The organism is Pontibacillus sp. ALD_SL1 (genome assembly GCF_017355605.1).
In genome coordinates this window covers 667,860-684,824 of record NZ_CP062974.1, presented here as the reverse complement: position 1 = coordinate 684,824, position 16,965 = coordinate 667,860, and the positions used below count along the sequence as shown (strand labels likewise).

Genomic DNA, 16,965 nt, shown 5'->3' with positions numbered 1-16,965 from the left:
ACTAAAGGGTGAAAGGGTGCCAGACACCCTTCATCGCTCTAAAGCAACAGCGCGTGCCAGACACCCTTTATCCTGCTAAAGGGTGTCTGGCACGGTTTTGTTTGTTTTGGTTTAGTGTACCACGTTAGAGGTCATCGAATCCGTTGTCCTGGTAGTGGACTTTTGTGTATTGGCGTGATTTCTGTTCGAAGAAGTCTGATTTTCCGCTGTTGACGTCCTGATAGGCCTTTATCCATTTAAGAGGGTTTTTGGAGTAGCCTTCAAACGGTTTCTCTGCGCCAAGTTCTTTGCAACGTTTATTGGCCATGAATTTGATATAGTCCTCCACCTCTTGCATCGATAGCCCTTCAAAATCATCTCCTATAATGTAGCGCCCCCATTTAATCTCTAGGTCCGCTGCTTCCTTAAATGTATCCGTTATAAACTGCATCAATTCACCGGTCTTGTATTCAGGGTTCTCCGCGAGCACTTCCTTAAATATATGCTCGAACAAATTAACGTGAATTTGTTCATCACGGTTAATATAATTAATCATCGTGCTCGTTGAAACCATCTTTTGATTACGCGCTAAATTATAAAAGAAGGCGAATCCTGCATAGAAGAACAGGCCTTCTAATACAACGTCATATACAATCGACTTTAAGAATGACTCGACAGATTCCTCTTCGACAAAGTCTCTGTAGCCTTCCGCAATGAACGCATTTCGTTCTAGCAGGACTTCATCATGCTTCCAATATTCGAATATGGCATCTTGTTCTTGCTTATCAACAAGTGAAGATAATACATAGGAATAGGACTGATTATGAACAACTTCCTGAAATGACAGCACCTGCATCAGAGCTGTTAAACTTGAATCTGTTAAGTAATCGGCTACTTTCCCGCTGTAATCTGTCTGTATCGAATCTAAAAAGGCCAAGAGTCCAATAATCTTTTTGAACGTATCCTGCTCTTGATCACTCAGTTCACCCCACTGCCTCAGATCGTTCGCCATATTGATTTCATTTGGAATCCAGAAGTTTGCTAGCATATTCTTATACATCGGATAGGCCCAGCTGAAACGTACATCATCCCAGTTCAATACGTTTGAACTTTCTCCATTTATAATGGCCGTTGATCGATTTGGAGAATCGATATCATATAGGTTTCTCTTTTGTATTTGAGTCGTCACGCTTCTCTCCCCCTTAAGATGAACAGCTTTCACAGTCTTCAAGATCCTCTGTACTTGTCGAGCGCATATAATACGTCGTTTTGCATTTTTCACGCCAAGCTGTCAGATGCAAGTCTAATAGTTCTTTCGCTTGAACGGTGTTCTTCACGTACATATTAAACGAGATTGATTGGTCAATATGACGCTGGCGGGCAGCGTTTTGACGTATGCTCCATTTCTGATCGATATCGTAAGCTGACTTATAAAACCAATACGTAGTCGGCGTTAAACCAGGTGCCGTAACGGGAATCTTGTAGTCTTTCTTTTCTTCCGAGTAAAACTTCTGGAAGATCGGATCAATACTCGCTGTACTGCCAGCGATTAGAGAAGTCGAGGAATTTGGCGCAACTGCCATTAGGTACCCATTTCGTACGCCATCCTGTTGAATCTCATCCTTTAACGCAGTCCACTCTTCACTGTCATACCCTCGATCCGTAATGTAGTTGCCCGTTTGCCACTTCGAGCCTTCAAAATAAAGATAAGCGCCTTTCTCTCGCGCTAACTCATTACTTGCTTGAATGGTGAGATACGCAATCTTTTCATATAACGAATCGGCGTACTGAACAGCCTCGTCTGACTCCCAGCGAATCCCCTTTACAGCCAAAAGGTGATGCCACCCGAATGTCCCAAGTCCAATGCCACGGTAGCGCTGATTCGTAAGCTGAGCTTGTAAGACTGGGATATGATTTAGATCAATCACATTATCGAGCATGCGAACCTGAATCGGAATCAAACGTTCAAGCACCCCATCCGGAACAGATTTACCAAGATTAATACTCGATAGATTACAAACGACAAAGTCCCCTGCATCTTTCACCGTGATAATTTGACCATCTTCCGTGTAGTGTTCTTTCACAGTTGTTGTGCTCTGGTTTTGAGTAATCTCCGTACACAGGTTAGTGCAGTAAACCATTCCTTTATGACTATTGGCATTTTTACGGTTCACTTCATCTCGGTAAAACATAAACGGTGTACCTGTTTCCAGCTGAGAGACCATAATCCGCTTCATGATTTCAATGGCTGGAACCTTCTTCTTTTCTAAACGAGGTTCGTTCACACATTCCCGATACTTTTCTCGAAAGCTACCAGCACCTTCTTTTTCGTCATAAAAATCTTCTAGACTATAGCCCATAACCGACCGTACTTCATGAGGATCAAACAAATACCAGTCTTCCCGGTTCTCCACCGCTTCCATAAACAAATCGGGTAGCGTAACGCCAGTAAATAAATCGTGGGTACGCTGACGATCGTCCCCGTTATTTAACTTCGCATCGAGGAAGGAGAAGATATCACGGTGCCAGATATCCAAGTACACGGCAATTGCACCCTGACGTTGGCCGAGCTGATCGACACTAACAGCGGTATTATTCAGCTGTTTCATCCAAGGAATCACACCCGAACTTACGCCTTTAAAACCTTTGATGTCACTGCCGCGGGAGCGAATTTTTCCAAGGTAGACACCGAGCCCACCTCCGCTTTTCGATAGATTGGCAATGTCGGTGTTGCTGTCAAAGATGCCTTGCAAACTATCATCGACTGTATCTATAAAACAACTCGATAACTGTCCGTAGCTTTTCCCTGCGTTGGCAAGTGTCGGTGTCGCCACGGTCATATATAAATGACTCAGCGCCCAATACGCTTCTTTTACAAGATCAAGACGATGATCCGTATCTTCTTCCGCCATCAGCGTCATCGCAATGATCATAAATCGTTCCTGAGGGAGCTCGTATAAGCGCCCATCGTGGTCTGTTGCCAGGTACCGGTCAGCCAATGTTTTTAGCCCAATATACGTGAAAAACGCGTCACGCTCTGGAACAATTTCACTCCCAAGCTTTTCAACCTCTTCTTTCGTATAGTTTGTTAACAGGCGCTCGCTGTAAATTCCTTTTGTATGTAGCGATTGAATAAGGGAATAAAAGTCGGGATAGGTTTCTTCCTTTGTATAATGGCGATGAAGGGCCGCTTGTTCATACAAATACTGAGCGTAAACACGTGAACACACAAACGTCCAATCCGGCTCTTCTTCATCCATTTGATCCAACCCTTTTAAAATCACTTCATTGTAAAGTTGATGATAGGATTCAAGCCCTTTTGTTTGAATGAAATGATCCGCTATTTCTCTCAATTGCTCTACATCTAGATGTGGATATTCATTCTTTGCTTGTTTTAACACAGCGTAAATCCCCGTACTTTCTTGAACCTCGTTCATTTAATAACCTCCTCCTAAAATAAAAAATCCGTTCCTCTTCCACCAGGGAAAGAGAAACGGATCAAACGACAGGACAACAGGACAAATCAATGAAGGACTCGCCCCGCTGAGGCTATCGTTTCATCTTCTCAATCCCCGAAGAAAAAGAAACTTTAGCGAGGGCAGGCAGGTCTCCTGACTCGTGCATCGTCCTACTCTGAGGCCTTCCCATGCTTTTTTTCGCACAGTGGAATCTCTCATTTCGTCCACACTTACAGTTGCGGGGACAGTTCTGGGCTTTCACCAGATTCCCTTTCAAGCCTTGAATAGGCACCTTACAACTCGCTTATATATCAATATGTAGTGTTTTTTTATTTTTCAATCATATATCTTGTGTACATCGTAATAGATTTCTTTTATAAAATCAAGTCTTGAAGCTTATGTAGATTAGTAGTAATCGTTTATTTTCAAAATCTTTTACAAATAAACTCTCCTTCACATATAATAAGAAAAAGCAATTGGATTAAGGGAGGTCGTTACATTTGCTTTACAGACCTAGAAAACCTGTGATTCAGAAAGATCTTTCGCCAGAAGAACAAGAATACTTAGATGGACTCCCTAAGCAAAATCACCTGGGGGTTCTAGCCATGTTTTTTGGCGGTCTTGGTTTTGCATTCGGTTCATTTTATATCTCAATTCCTATTGCCGCCTTGCTATATAGCATCGCAACGGTCCGTACGTTTGATCGAAAAAAACACGATAACCCGTGGCCTTTCTTTATAGGGGTTGCCTTAAGTACGGTCGGCATTGTCCTTCACATTGTTCAGTACACACAACCTTTTATATAGATCCTGAATACCATATATAAAAACCTGCTCTGTAAAAAGGGCAGGTTTCGTGTATTATTTAGCTTTCGTTTTAAACCAACTCACAAAAAGAACAATCAACAACAGAGCCGCGAATCCTCCAGTAATAAATTTAATAAGAGCACTGTCTTGATAGAGATAAATCGCCACGTATCCCCACACAAAGACAAGAGGAAACAAGTAGTCTTTTTGCAAAAAATGAAAAGCCAGAGCTATGAGCCCTCCTGCAGTGAGCATAATGACCGCCCAGCCAAGCTCCCCAATGGAAAGAATCTCCTCAATTCCATTTCCTTTAATAGCTACAAAGGCCGCCACAATAGTCGCAATAGACGTCCAGCCTATATAGATTGAAAAAGGAATGCGATACTTGGACGATGATAAGCCTAGCCCTTGAATAATCGTATACACCACACAAAGCGTCAGTAGCGACAAGGCGATAAACAAAATCGACGGAGTGGTACCAACTACGACCGATGTCCCCGATAAAATCATACTAATCGGAAACCAAAGACCAATCCCTTTCACAACTCGATCTAATTCCTCGTCTGCAAAAAATGATTTTATAATGAACCATAACAGCAACAGGTAAATAAGCCCCCAAATCGAAAAGGCGTACGGCGCGGGCATCACATAGACCTGCTCCATAGATCCTCTCATAAAATCCGCAACGAAAACAGAGGTCACAATTAAATAAACAAAACTAGCCAGGTTAAACAATTTAAGTACTAGTGCATTCATGATGCGTATTCTCCCCTCTCGTGTGTGTATATGTACTTCCACTCAAGAAGTACAAAATGGACAACTAGTACAGTGTATGTAAGGACTAAGAGCAACATCCATAAATTTTCACTAGTATTTAAACTCTGACTAAAGCGCAATGCATATTAGGCAGTCATTTAGTTTCCTATTTGTATAAAAAAAGCAAGGTTCTAATAATTATTAGAACCTTGCTTTTCATCTATCCAGACACAGGGCGTTCTTGAACCTTGGAAGGGAAAATTGAATCTGATTGCGGAATTTTAGCGTCTTTTTCATAGGCTTGTTGGAGTTGCTGTGTCACAGGTCCCGGGTTGCCGGTACCAACTTGAATATGATCTACCTTAACGACAGGCATTATCTCTGCGGTACTGCTTGTAATAAACAATTCATCAGCCTCCGCAATGTCCTCTAAACTAAACGCTGCTTGAATAAACGGGAAGCCAAGCTGAGTTGTCAACGCTTCAACGCGCATACGCACACACCCATGTAGAATATTTTCTGTTGCAGGATGCGTGTAGACAATTCCATCTTTAACAAGATAAACATTTGATGAGCTACCTTCTGTTACCTTTTTATTACGATGGAGTATGGCTTCAAATGCACCCTTTTCAGTTGCTTCTTGCTTAGCCATAACGTTTGGTAACAGATTTAAACTTTTAATATAGCAATAATCCCAACGAACGTCTGGCTGCGTGATGGTTGTAACACCTTTTTGCAAAGGTTCCACTTTACGAGGAAGGTCTTGCACATACGCATACAAATTCGCCTGAACATCTTTAGGGAAAGCATGATCACGAGGAGCTGACCCCCGCGTTAATTGTAAATATACTTTGGCATCAGTTTCTACACTGTTTTTTGAAAGCAGTTCATCTAATTTCTCATACATTTCTTCTTTCGAGTAAGGCACATTAATCTTGATTGCCTTTGCCGAACGGAACAAACGCTCTACGTGTTCTTTAATTAAGTAATAGTTTCCGCGATAGATTCGAATAACTTCATAGACTCCATCACCAAACTGAAGCCCCCGTTCTTCAAACGGATAATAAAGCTCATCGCGATTTACAAACCCCTGATCCGTTAACAAATATGGCTTTATACTCATTTTGAACCACCTCATCTCGTTAGGTTACTCTTCTAAGAGGGACAACGACTAGTTCATTCTGTCCCCATTATAAATTCCGGTTCGATATAGTGTATCAAATTGTCGCAACATTGTGTACAGTTATGCTCTAATTGTTAGCCTTCTGTAATGTAATCTTTTTTAGATACTTTTTAAACATGAGGGATGAGATGGTTTAGGAGAGAGAGGGGGAGCTCCGATTGGGATAGGAGGTCTTTCAGCTTGAGCCGTTATTTCTCTAACTCGAGCCGTTCCTCCCTCTCCTTGAGCCATCTTATCCCCACTTGAGCCGTTACGACTGGACTTGAGCTGTTATTTCGCTCTCTTGAGTCGTTAATTTGAAAACTTAAGCCGTTTCCCTCCACTCTTAAGCCGTAGAACCATAACTTGAGCCGGTCGCCCACGCTCTTGAGCCATAAAACCTCAACTTGCGCCGATCTCCAATCATGTGCCGCGCATGCTTGAGCCGTTATGCATTCAATACGAGCCATATCTCCCTCGTAGGGGCAAGCGTTCCGCCAAAATGTTCATATTGGAAATCAACGGGTTGAGCTCCAACTTCTTTTAAGCTAAAAACCCAAGTATATACATTATAATTCCATACAAAAAAAGAGCACTTTTTTAAAAGTGCTCTTAAATCATTCAACTTAATTACTACTTTGCCAAAAATGAAACACTTCCTTGTTCCCATTTTGAATCGTTACCGCCTGAGACCCCATTTGTTTCCAACCCTTTATAAAGGATGACCGGAGCAAACGACGATTTTGTTGTCCTGTCAGAGGATCATTTACGTAAATATACTTCGCATCATAACCAGTAATGACAACAGAATGCTCCCGGTACGTCACACGAATCGGTCCATTTGATGTATGCCATGTCACCCACTGATGGGGTGGTAGAGTGTTAAAGTGAGAATTTTGGATAACCCAAACCGGGTTTCCCTTCGCAACTTCACGTAGAATCTCCTCGAACGGTTGACCTGTTAAATCAACGGCAAGATCTCCCACGTAAGACGTCGCCAGTTCATGAATGGGCTTGTGGTACACCCCTAGTCCGGGGTTTTTGTACGTATACATGTCGCCTACAAATCCCTCGTTTGGATCACCAAAGTAGACTTTCCCACCTTTAACTTGGTAGATCGCTGGGTTCTTCTTCACTTTTCTTGCTAAGTCCATTTTATCTACTTCAATCCCCTTTGAATGAAGCACCATGGCAAGACTGGTTACTTCACAACCACGTGGAAGTTCAGGCATTTGCCTAATTACAGGAATGGTCATCCGATAAGAATTCGGGATAGGCTGATTTATGCTAGAAGCAGTTGTTACCTTACTCTTTCCCATAGCGGGCATAGAAAATATAGACAATACGATTAACGTTATTATAAACAATTTCTTCATTCTTTCACCTTCTTCAAGAATCAAAGATTATTGTGGCCCTTTTTGAACCAAAATATGAAGAAGGATCTCACCCAAAAGGAGATTAAACAATAAGAAACCCTCAACATCAAAAGATTAATATGGGTTCCTATCATATATTGCTACGACTAACCTCGTATCTTTTGTTACACTAAAGGAGAGTTCGATTGGAGGATATTGGCATGCGGTATGTGTTGTACTACGGGCCATCGGTGATGATCTTTATTGGGTTGCACGTTTTCTCAAGCGTCCCTCTCACCTTTTGGCTCTTCTATAGTTGGCTGTTCCTTGTTCCATTGATCGATGGGATGCTGATCAAGCGCAAGACGTGGCGCGAAACATTGAATTGGATATGCTTTCATAAGCCGCATCACTCCATTAAGATCGGACTAATCAGTGGAATGATTGCCTTTATATCTATCTTTGGCGGAGTGGCTGTTCTTCATGATTGGATTATAAATAAAGAAAAAGCCATATCGCTTTTAGAAAAGTGGGGAATCACAGAAAAAGGCATTATTGTGATGGTCCTCGTTTTGGTCATCATTAACCCTATTCTTGAAGAAACGTATTGGCGCGGATATATGCATACTAAAATCGTGGAACGAAAAGGACTTAGACGAGCCATTTTCATCACGGCTTTTTTCTATTCTTTGTACCACCTCCTTTCCCTTGTTCCAATTTTTGAATGGCCTGTTAATTTTTTGTTTGTAATTCCCGTATTCATAGCAGGATTATTCTGGGGGTGGATGAGGCACAAGTACAATACCATGATTGGAACAATGGTCAGCCACTCCCTGGCTGATATAGGGATTGTGTGCGTCTATTTCTTCTTCATTCGATAACATTCTAAAAAGGAGTGAACGTATGATCCAACTAAAGTCCGTAGAGCTCCCGAAAAAAGCAAAGAAGAATGAGTATCCTTTCTCACTTCCGTTCATTCAAACATTTGATCATCTTACATTCAAAAAACCTATCACGATTCTTGTTGGAGAAAATGGGACAGGTAAATCGACATTTCTAGAAGGGCTGGCCACAAATGTTGGAAGCATCTTAATCGGGGGGGAATCCATTGATCTAGACCCTACGCTTGATCCTGTGAGACCTTTAGGAGATGCAATGAAAGTAACCTGGAGAGTCCGAACGAATAAGGGACTCTTCTTTCGGGCAGAGGATTTCATTTCGTTCACCAAACGAATAGCAAAAGTGCGCGAAGAATCGAAAGAAAAATTACGTGAAATTAAAGAGAAAGACCCTTATTCCTTAGAGGTGCTCCCCTATGCCAGTACTATTCATGAGCTCAAGCAATTATACGGAGACGGCTTAGAGATCCGTTCACATGGTGAGAGCTTTTTGGATCTCTTTCAAGCCAGGTTTAAATCAGGAGGCGTATACATACTAGATGAGCCAGAAGCCCCCTTGTCTCCTTTAAAACAACTATCCCTCATCTCTATAATTAAAGATATGGTAAAAGAAGACGCTCAGTTTATCATCGCCACCCACTCTCCGATTTTAATGGCGTTGCCTGATGCTGACATTTATCAAATTGAAGAAGGAAACCTGACGAACGTTTCATTTGAGGACATAGAGCACGTCAAGTTAACGAAGGATTTCCTTGATCAACCAGAGCGTTTCATCCGTCATTTATGACCATATAAAAAGCTGCGCTTCTTCATTCAAGCGCAGCTTTACCTATCTGGGTTCTCCATCCCCATACATCAATACTATTACTGAGTGTCTCTCGTTAAACCATGGCGGAGTTTTGATTGGAGAGGCTCTCGCTCTTTCATTTTTGGTACGACAGCAGGATAACCTATATGAAGAAGCCCCACTAATTCTTCATGCTCAGACACTTCAAGGAGTTGTTTCATTTCTTCATCCTGCATGAAGCCAGGCGTTTTCCAAACAACTCCAATTCCTTTCTCCCAAGCAAGTAACGAAAAGTTCTGAATTAAGCTTGATACAGCTCCGTAATCGTCACGGTAGACTTTCTCTTTTTCATTCACATTCATAACCACAGCCAGCATATGGGACGGGGCATCATCTGAGAGAGGCTCTTGTTCTGGAGCTGGCTTGCCTTTCTTAAGAGCCTTTTTACTCTTAATTAGATGCTGTAGAGGCGCTTGATCTTGACGATCTAATAATACAAAACGCCACGGCTGCGTCATTTTATGGTTTGGTGCATAGCGTGCGATCTCCAATAGTTCTTCTATAGTAGCAACGTCTACTTCTTCTTTCTTAAAAGAACGAATGGATCTTCTATTCATAATGGCTTCTCTTAGTTCCATATACAACTCTCCCTATAATTGAAACTCATTCTCATCTACTTACAATTATAAGGATAAAAAGATAAACGTCAATGATAACCGTTCTCATTGTTTGTTGCATTGTACGAATCAGCTGTTGGTACGGGATTGGAATATAGTATAAAATCCACGCAAAAGCTAATGCTCTTGCGTTGACCAATTTACTTCTTTTCTTCCCAGTCCTCTAAGAATTTATCTACTTTTTCGATCTCCTTCGTTCGCAACACAACTTCCCCTTTATCATCGAGAAGCACAACTTCCCCATGTTCACTAAGATTATAAGTCAAGAAAACCTGTAGCATCACATTATAGATGGAAGGATGTTGATGATTGGATGGTTCTATTACGTGTATAGAATTAGAAAGCGCAAGGCCTCGATGTTCTTTGATCACATCTTGCATTCCTTCTTTTTCATCATCCCCTTCAACAAATATGGCACTAACCGTACCCTTTTCCTCCATAGGTAAGAAAGCTTGCATAAACCGAATTTCTTCTTCCTTAATTGATCTTTACACTTATTTATCGTAATTCTGTATAGCCACGTACGTATGCTAGAATCGTTTCGAAACGTATCAATCTTGTGGTAGCACGTTAGGAAAACATCCTGCGTAATTTCCTCAGCCAGCGCATGATCTCCTTTACATAGGTAAATGCAAGCCAGAGGATCTGCTTGCTGGTTATATTGGTCAATCATTCGCTCAATAAATTGTTCTCTCATCTCTTCATCCTGAAGCATTTCCTGTACCTTTCCATCCATAAGTTCCAAGAAGGTACTCCCTCCTCCCTTTTCACTACCTTTGACGCAAAGATTGGAAAAAGGTTCCCGTATGTACTAAACAAATTTTAACAAATAAATAACAAATAAAAAGAGACCGCGCGTGTCGGTCCCTTTACTACTTAAGATATAAACTTCCTGCCAACCTTCTTCCCTTCGTACGTAAACAACACGCTGCGACCTTCCACCATCGTTTGCATATGAACGGTGCGCCCCCATAGCTGATACAGATACGGAAGAACACGCTCTAGATACGTCAGGTCTAACTCAACGTCTTCAAAATGATGCATTAAATACAATTCTCCATTCCGTAAGTAATCCCCGTCCTGCACGGTGATGTACGGGAAACCTCCATTCACTCGCATGGTGACGAGCTGATCACGAACGGCCTGGTAATCTTTTTCCGTAATTTTATAGTCCCTGCCTTGCTTTTGGAACAAATACAAATCTTCCTTAAAGCAAAGATCTTTCGTTAGATAGTTTCGAATAAAAGAAATGTCTGACTCGATCTCGCGCACCTCAAACATTTTCTCCCGACCAGCCCCAGGCTTTGCGCCATTTAACTTCATTTCTTCTGTCGGATTATTATACCGCTCTTCAATATCTTCAAATATCTTAAGACCTAGATAATACGGATTGATCTGCGTACGTGACGGTTGTACAACCCCTGCATTGAGCTTTGCAAATTCAATCGACTCGTCACTCGTTAAGTCCATTTCGCGTAAAATACGTGCGTGCCAATAAGAAGCCCAGCCTTCGTTCATAATCTTTGTCTCAAGCTGAGGCCAGAAATAAAGCATTTCCTCGCGCATCATGGTTAACACATCACGCTGCCAATCTTCGAGTTCTCGACTATACTGCTCGATGAATAGAAGAATATCTTTCTCCGGTCTAGGCGGGAATTTCTTACGCTTTTTCTTTGGTGTCTCTTCTTTTTCCTTCTTGTCATCAAGAGTCCACAGATCATCATATGGTGTAGCGCGTGGTGTCTCCTCCTCTTCTTCTTCAAGGTCTTCAAGCGACCACGCGAGCTTCGGGCGGAGGAGTGATGGATCGATATGCTCCTGAATGGCTAGCACCGCATCAATGAACTCTTCGACATTTTTACGGCCATGAACCTTCTCATAATGAGCAACACGCTCAGCCGTTGCCGACATCTTCTCGACCATGTCGCGGTTAGTATTCTGGAAGCGAACATTGTTTTTAAAGAAATCACAGTGGGCCAATACGTGAGCAACGATAAGCTTATTTTGCACTAAGCTATTTGTATTCAATAAAAATGCATAACATGGATCAGAGTTGATAACGAGTTCATAAATTTTACTTAATCCCAGGTCATAATGAAGTTTCATTTTGTGATACTGTTTTCCAAAGCTCCAGTGAGAGAAGCGCGTCGGCATCCCATATGCGCCAAATGTATAAATAATATCCGCCGGACAAATTTCATAACGCATCGGGTAGAAATCAAGCCCAAATCCTTCAGCAATCTCCGTTATCTCGTCGATCGCATATTCAAGCTTCTTATTATATTCACTACTCACATCGATCTCCCCTTCATACAAGTCTTATAACAATTGTATGAAGGAGGTTGTTTAGGAATGAACGTTTTTCGGAAGTGTTATGGTCGATAAAACGAGATTTCACTCACATTTTCAAGCCATTTCTCTGCATTTGTGCCGTCCTTGTCAGCAATCCATACTTCTTGGTGTTCATCAGTAAGACTCTCTCCTCGTAACCAAGCAAGCTTTTCTTCTTCCTTTAGATAGACTGGATGATAGTCTCCCTGCCCCTCTTTCGGTGTAGTAATTTGAGTTTGATTCTGATTGTTAATATTAATGGTATATAACGATGGCTTCGGACGCATGGCAGGATCATTTGACCATTCCGCTTCTTTCACCCGGGAGGTAACAAGCTGATCATCTGACATCCATGTAAAATCAAGCTCCGCATACTTATTTGGGGTAAGCGAATTTGAAGCTGGAAACTCCTTAACTTTCATGTCCTTATCTTTAAATCCGAAGACAAGCCGACCGCTCCCTCCAATATAAGCGAGTATGTCTTTAGTAGGTGCCCACTCAGGTGTTCCAACTCCCGTAATGACCTCATCGACTACTGAAAAATCAGACCCGTCTGTCCGAATCGCACTAAGCATATTGCTGTCCATAGACCAGGAAGCTGTAGGGTACACAATAAAAGAAACCCATGTTCCGCTTGGGGAAAAGCGAAAAACCTCGGCCCCAATTGCAGGAATTTCCGCTTCACCACTTTGCAATTGCTTTGGAATCGTAAAAAACGTTTCCGCTTCTTTATCGATTGTGTCAACAAGCTTGTCTGGAAGTGTTTTTTTATAAAGAATAGCATGGGTCCACCCATTTGGGGTAAGCGTTGCATTTGAGGACAATAAAAATCCATCTCCCTCCGGAAGCCACGTATAACCCCCAACTCCAACTGAAACATTATAGAACTTGTTTAAGTCCGAAACACTTAATGCTCCTCCATGTTGAAACGCAATTCGATTGTCCGTAGGCGACCATTGTGGATTAAATGCATTCGTATATACTTTCTGTTTCTTTTGATCATCAATATGATAGGTCCAAAGTTCATTTGAAAGTTCTCCTTGCTCATTCAATACACCTTTTTGCAAAAAAGCAACATATTGACCATCATGGGACCAAACCGGCTTACCTGTAACCGTTTTGGTGTGCGTTACTTTCTTCTCATCACCATTCTGAACGACCCATAAATCACCGTTCCTCACAAAGGCAGCTGTACGATCTGCATCTTGAGCAAACCCAGCAGTTGGAACCATTATAAGAAGAGCCATAATACTTGCCATTATATATTTCATAACCGAATCTCCTTTAGAGTAGGATAGTCTTACCTTTTCACCAGGTGATATGAATCATACAAATTAAAAAAGCATAATTCTTTGTTTTTTTATGTTTAACATGTATATAATGGGGTAAATAAACGTTGATACATTAGCGAGGTAACGTATGTACAACTCTGTTCTTCTTCAAGATCTACATAATTCGCTTTACAGCCCGTTCAGGCGGCTGCTTTTTTTTGGTCTCATTCTAGTCCTTTAGGCTTATGATTGAGGAAAACACTACATTATTAGGAGGAATTTAGATGGATTTAAAGAGTTTATCCCTGTTCAAAGAATGTTTCGGTGAAGTAGAAGGTGCCACAGACAAATTAAACGATGCTTCCCTTTCACAGTTAAATGCTCGTTCCCTTAAGTACGAAACGAAAGTACCCCAGCTCGAGTATATGTGTTTAATGATGGAGAATATGGTTTTGACAAAGAAACTAGAAGGAAACGTCTATGCTGGTTTTCAAAAGTTCTCCCGTGCCAAGAACGTAATTGATCGCTTTCAGGCGATGACAGAGTATAGTAACGTTTATATCTTTGGAGAAAACGATGCTGCCATGGACCCAAACGATGGTATTAACTATATTGAAATCCCACCAGAAAGTGAACTTATGCGCGAATGGTTCCTTGTTATCGACTCACCAAAGTTTAAATCAATGATGGTCGCTTATGATATGGAAGGTTTCGGTACACATGAAGTAGAAGAAGACCGTAAATTCCAAGGGATGAAATCGTCTAGTCCACGTGTGATCGACAAGGCAACTGATCTTCTAGCTCCACACACTAAACCAACACCTATCGCATAAGGTCCTGAACAAGATGGGCAATCCTACATACGATTGCCCTTTTCTTTTTTCTATTTAATCAATAAAGGAGATTCCTATGACTAAATTACAAAAAATGACCGCAATCGGAATTCTAGCGGCCATCAGTATGATTTTATATTTCTTTAAAGTACCTCTCCCATTTTTCCCGATATTCCTCACCCTCGATGTTAGTGATGTTCCAGCTCTTATTGCAGCTATAACGATGGGCCCAATCGCAGGGGTTTTGGTTCAATTGCTAAAGAATGTACTAGAGTACTTGTCCCATGGCAGTTATGTTGGACTGCCCATTAATCAAATCGCCAACTTCCTTTCCGGCGCTTTAATCGTTGGTTTAATCGGTGGCTTGTATCATTACCAAAAGAAGCTCAACTGGAAAAGCTATGCATTATCGATTACAGTCTTCCTAACAGCCATGTTCTTTATAAATTATTATTTTATCCTACCTACCATCATGAACCTTCTAGGGCTAAACATGAATCAATATATAACCTCTTTTACAGAGGCAAACCCATTTGTAACCGACTTCCGCACAGCGGTCTTATTTGTGATCATCCCTTTTAACTTGATTAAGATCTTGTTTGTGTACGCTGTTGGACTGCCATTTTCCTTTAAACTTCAACGAATCTTACAGAAAAGGAGACTGATTGCATGAAGATGACGTTTTCTAAACAAACGATTATTCCTATTTGTTTACTACTCATCTATGGTTTAGCATTGTCCTTTTATAATTTCTATAGCACAAACATTTTCTTCGCCATTGGTGGATCTGTTTTCGCTTCAGTGATCTTAGCATTCATTTACCTGACCATCTATAAACCTTCCAACAAAGGCGAAACAACAGAATCAATATCTAATAAAGAAGATCCCACAACAAACACAGATGCAATCCAAACGTCTTTAGAAGAGCTCCGTCATTTAGAAACGCATATTGGTCATATGAATTCCATGAACAGCCAAGTAAGCACTTCTTCAGAACAAGTCAATGATCAGCTCATGGACATGGTTCAAGACATCTACCAACAACAAGACCATATCAACCACTTTGGAGATCAGCTTGGTAAAATTAACGGCATGATCCAAAATTTAGATGCCATTATTGAAGTCACAAATGCCACGACAGAAAAAGTAACTGAACTTTCGAATTCAGGTAAGCAAAAAGCAGACGACTTTAACCTTGTCTTCTCTAAAATTATTGAAATTACCAAGCAATTCGGCGACTATAACCAACAGCTCCTTGTCAAAATGAAGGAAGTGACACAAGCCCTTAGTAGCATCGAGTACATTTCAAACCAAACAAATCTGCTTGCTCTTAATGCTTCAATTGAAGCCGCTCGTGCCGGTAGTCACGGAGCAGGATTCGGTGTTGTAGCAGAAGAAATCCGGAAGCTCTCCACCCAAGTAAAAGGAAGTGCCGAAACCATTGAGAAAATCGTTAAGGACGTAAATACGAGTATTTCTGATCAAGAAAAATCATATGATCGCGATATACATGTATTAGAAGAGGGCAAACAAAAAGGCACGCAGATGATTCATATTTTTGACGACGTTATTACAAGCATTCGAACTCTTTCTACTCAATCCCATGAGATCAAAAGAGATTCAGCTGAAGTCGAATCTGAGAATCAACGCCTAATCGACATGATGCAAGAAGTGATGACAATTACAGAGGGGCTAACTTCTAAAACGGAAGGATCCCAAGAACTCACAATGGAGCAACAGTCCCACTTAATGGAGCTTGAAATGACAGTCTCAACAATGGTCGATCATATTCAAACAATCCAGAGTAACCTAGAGGAACACTTAGGTCATTCAGGTAAAATAGCTTGGATTCGCCCAGCTGAGATGGAAGAAAGAGAAAGCATGAAAGTAGCCAAATAAGTTGCATACATTTCACTTCCTAACATAGACTAACGTTTAATGTTGTTGGGAAGGCGGGATCGTATGTTTAACTTTCTTCCACCGTTACTACTGATTTTTGTCTTATATATTCTCGTGGTCCGCTTATTGGGAAAGTCAGCCCTTGCCCAATTGACCCCACACGATTTTGCAGCCTTGTTTTTCCTGGCTTATGTAGCTTTTCAACCGATACAGATTGATACATATTTCCAATCACTAATTGGGATTATTGGAATCGGCTTGACCCATTACGCCCTCTCTCGAATGAGCCTTATGGATGGCATTAAGCATTTCATTATTGGCCAGCCAACTGTACTAATCCGACACGGCGTAATCTTACCGGAAAACTTAAAAAAATCACGATTCTCTTTAGTGGAATTGTTGTCTGTGCTAAGGACATCAGGTCATCCACGCGTAAAAGAAATTGAATACGCCTTTTTAGAACCAAACGGAGACATAAGTGTCATCCCGAAACGAGAAAGCGCCCCTCTCACCCCAGCGGATATGGGGATGGAATTGCCTTATCAAGGCATTCCTTTATCTGTAATCGTAGAAGGGAAAGTTCAGCACCGTAATTTATCTCTTATTGAGAAAGATGAAACCTGGTTGCTAGAACAACTCAATAAACAAAATTACACATCAACTCTTCCGATCTTTTTTGCCTATGTCTTAGATGGGGACACCTCCATCCACATCAGCGAATATCCGCCACCGAATTAAACGCTCAAGGCATC

17 protein-coding genes and 1 riboswitch are annotated in these 16,965 nt (G+C 41.3%); of the genes, 7 read left to right on the top strand and 10 right to left on the bottom strand.

The genetic code is table 11. From position 1 onward, the window contains the following. Positions 1-124 precede the first annotated feature (124 nt). Both IMZ31_RS03455 and IMZ31_RS03450 read right to left on the bottom strand, forming a co-directional pair. Positions 125-1,168: a ribonucleotide-diphosphate reductase subunit beta gene (locus IMZ31_RS03455; RefSeq protein WP_207529226.1), complete on the bottom strand. Its 1,044-nt coding sequence runs from the start codon at positions 1,166-1,168 to the stop codon at positions 125-127. Between the two features lie 13 nt (positions 1,169-1,181). Next, entirely contained in the window at positions 1,182-3,416 is a 2,235-nt protein-coding gene (locus tag IMZ31_RS03450) for a ribonucleoside-diphosphate reductase subunit alpha (RefSeq protein WP_207529225.1), read from the bottom strand. A gap of 146 nt (positions 3,417-3,562) precedes the next feature. Then, a riboswitch (cobalamin riboswitch) is annotated at positions 3,563-3,748 on the bottom strand. A gap of 189 nt (positions 3,749-3,937) precedes the next feature. On the opposite strand from IMZ31_RS03450, the gene IMZ31_RS03445 reads away from it, so the two are divergent. Further along, complete coding sequence (locus tag IMZ31_RS03445) at positions 3,938-4,243, top strand: cell division protein FtsK (RefSeq protein WP_207529224.1); 306 nt, start codon at positions 3,938-3,940, stop codon at positions 4,241-4,243. 54 nt (positions 4,244-4,297) lie between these two features. Here IMZ31_RS03445 and IMZ31_RS03440 read toward each other — a convergent pair whose 3' ends face one another. The 3 genes from IMZ31_RS03440 to IMZ31_RS03430 form a co-directional block, all read right to left on the bottom strand. Beyond that, positions 4,298-4,999 (bottom strand): tryptophan-rich sensory protein, encoded by a 702-nt coding sequence (locus IMZ31_RS03440; RefSeq protein ID WP_207529223.1) that lies wholly within the window; start codon positions 4,997-4,999, stop codon positions 4,298-4,300. Between the two features lie 220 nt (positions 5,000-5,219). Then, positions 5,220-6,122, bottom strand: coding sequence for a D-amino-acid transaminase (dat, locus tag IMZ31_RS03435; RefSeq protein ID WP_207529222.1), 903 nt, complete (start codon positions 6,120-6,122; stop codon positions 5,220-5,222). Positions 6,123-6,787: 665 nt separating this feature from the next. Next, complete coding sequence (locus IMZ31_RS03430; RefSeq protein ID WP_207529221.1) at positions 6,788-7,537, bottom strand: C39 family peptidase; 750 nt, start codon at positions 7,535-7,537, stop codon at positions 6,788-6,790. 200 nt (positions 7,538-7,737) lie between these two features. Here IMZ31_RS03430 and IMZ31_RS03425 point away from each other — a divergent pair, with 200 nt between their 5' ends. Together IMZ31_RS03425 and IMZ31_RS03420 are read left to right on the top strand one after the other, a co-directional pair. Beyond that, entirely contained in the window at positions 7,738-8,397 is a 660-nt protein-coding gene (locus tag IMZ31_RS03425) for a CPBP family intramembrane glutamic endopeptidase (RefSeq protein WP_207529220.1), read from the top strand. Between the two features lie 22 nt (positions 8,398-8,419). Continuing rightward, positions 8,420-9,202: an AAA family ATPase gene (locus tag IMZ31_RS03420; RefSeq protein WP_207529219.1), complete on the top strand. Its 783-nt coding sequence runs from the start codon at positions 8,420-8,422 to the stop codon at positions 9,200-9,202. 77 nt (positions 9,203-9,279) lie between these two features. Here the strand turns inward: IMZ31_RS03420 and IMZ31_RS03415 are convergent, their stop codons facing one another. From IMZ31_RS03415 to IMZ31_RS03395, 5 genes are all read right to left on the bottom strand, one after another. Continuing rightward, positions 9,280-9,840, bottom strand: a complete 561-nt coding sequence (locus IMZ31_RS03415) for a nitroreductase family protein (RefSeq protein WP_207529218.1) — start codon at positions 9,838-9,840, stop codon at positions 9,280-9,282. 179 nt (positions 9,841-10,019) lie between these two features. After that, positions 10,020-10,250, bottom strand: coding sequence for a hypothetical protein (locus IMZ31_RS03410; protein WP_207529217.1), 231 nt, complete (start codon positions 10,248-10,250; stop codon positions 10,020-10,022). Continuing rightward, positions 10,247-10,615, bottom strand: a complete 369-nt coding sequence (locus IMZ31_RS03405; RefSeq protein WP_207530286.1) for a sigma factor — start codon at positions 10,613-10,615, stop codon at positions 10,247-10,249. Before IMZ31_RS03405 ends, IMZ31_RS03410 begins: the two co-directional genes overlap by 4 nt. A gap of 140 nt (positions 10,616-10,755) precedes the next feature. Then, complete coding sequence (locus IMZ31_RS03400) at positions 10,756-12,174, bottom strand: SpoVR family protein (protein ID WP_207529216.1); 1,419 nt, start codon at positions 12,172-12,174, stop codon at positions 10,756-10,758. Between the two features lie 77 nt (positions 12,175-12,251). Continuing rightward, positions 12,252-13,481, bottom strand: a complete 1,230-nt coding sequence (locus tag IMZ31_RS03395; protein WP_207529215.1) for a TolB family protein — start codon at positions 13,479-13,481, stop codon at positions 12,252-12,254. 284 nt (positions 13,482-13,765) lie between these two features. On the opposite strand from IMZ31_RS03395, the gene IMZ31_RS03390 reads away from it, so the two are divergent. The 4 genes from IMZ31_RS03390 (at position 13,766) to IMZ31_RS03375 (ending at position 16,951) form a co-directional block, all read left to right on the top strand. Then, positions 13,766-14,314: a DICT sensory domain-containing protein gene (locus tag IMZ31_RS03390; RefSeq protein ID WP_207529214.1), complete on the top strand. Its 549-nt coding sequence runs from the start codon at positions 13,766-13,768 to the stop codon at positions 14,312-14,314. Between the two features lie 76 nt (positions 14,315-14,390). Further along, positions 14,391-14,987 carry an ECF transporter S component gene (locus tag IMZ31_RS03385; RefSeq protein ID WP_242705629.1) on the top strand — a complete coding sequence of 199 codons (597 nt, stop codon included), beginning with the start codon at positions 14,391-14,393 and terminating at the stop codon, positions 14,985-14,987. Beyond that, on the top strand, positions 14,984-16,213 hold the full coding sequence (locus IMZ31_RS03380) for a methyl-accepting chemotaxis protein (RefSeq protein ID WP_207529213.1): 1,230 nt from the start codon (positions 14,984-14,986) through the stop codon (positions 16,211-16,213). The genes IMZ31_RS03385 and IMZ31_RS03380 overlap by 4 nt, the downstream gene beginning before the upstream one ends. A 63-nt stretch (positions 16,214-16,276) precedes the next feature. Further along, on the top strand, positions 16,277-16,951 hold the full coding sequence (locus IMZ31_RS03375; RefSeq protein WP_207529212.1) for a DUF421 domain-containing protein: 675 nt from the start codon (positions 16,277-16,279) through the stop codon (positions 16,949-16,951). Positions 16,952-16,965: the final 14 nt, after the last annotated feature.

What these genes read in the sequence shown, in the direction of transcription:
- IMZ31_RS03450 (WP_207529225.1), bottom strand. Translation starts at nt 3,416, where the DNA reads ATGAACGAGGTTCAAGAAAGTACGGGGATTTACGCTGTGTTAAAACAA.
- IMZ31_RS03440 (WP_207529223.1), bottom strand. Translation starts at nt 4,999, where the DNA reads ATGAATGCACTAGTACTTAAATTGTTTAACCTGGCTAGTTTTGTTTAT.
- dat (WP_207529222.1), bottom strand. Translation starts at nt 6,122, where the DNA reads ATGAGTATAAAGCCATATTTGTTAACGGATCAGGGGTTTGTAAATCGC.
- IMZ31_RS03430 (WP_207529221.1), bottom strand. Translation starts at nt 7,537, where the DNA reads ATGAAGAAATTGTTTATAATAACGTTAATCGTATTGTCTATATTTTCT.
- IMZ31_RS03425 (WP_207529220.1), top strand. Translation starts at nt 7,738, where the DNA reads ATGCGGTATGTGTTGTACTACGGGCCATCGGTGATGATCTTTATTGGG.
- IMZ31_RS03420 (WP_207529219.1), top strand. Translation starts at nt 8,420, where the DNA reads ATGATCCAACTAAAGTCCGTAGAGCTCCCGAAAAAAGCAAAGAAGAAT.
- IMZ31_RS03415 (WP_207529218.1), bottom strand. Translation starts at nt 9,840, where the DNA reads ATGGAACTAAGAGAAGCCATTATGAATAGAAGATCCATTCGTTCTTTT.
- IMZ31_RS03405 (WP_207530286.1), bottom strand. Translation starts at nt 10,615, where the DNA reads ATGGATGGAAAGGTACAGGAAATGCTTCAGGATGAAGAGATGAGAGAA.
- IMZ31_RS03395 (WP_207529215.1), bottom strand. Translation starts at nt 13,481, where the DNA reads ATGAAATATATAATGGCAAGTATTATGGCTCTTCTTATAATGGTTCCA.
- IMZ31_RS03390 (WP_207529214.1), top strand. Translation starts at nt 13,766, where the DNA reads ATGGATTTAAAGAGTTTATCCCTGTTCAAAGAATGTTTCGGTGAAGTA.
- IMZ31_RS03385 (WP_242705629.1), top strand. Translation starts at nt 14,391, where the DNA reads ATGACTAAATTACAAAAAATGACCGCAATCGGAATTCTAGCGGCCATC.
- IMZ31_RS03380 (WP_207529213.1), top strand. Translation starts at nt 14,984, where the DNA reads ATGAAGATGACGTTTTCTAAACAAACGATTATTCCTATTTGTTTACTA.
- IMZ31_RS03375 (WP_207529212.1), top strand. Translation starts at nt 16,277, where the DNA reads ATGTTTAACTTTCTTCCACCGTTACTACTGATTTTTGTCTTATATATT.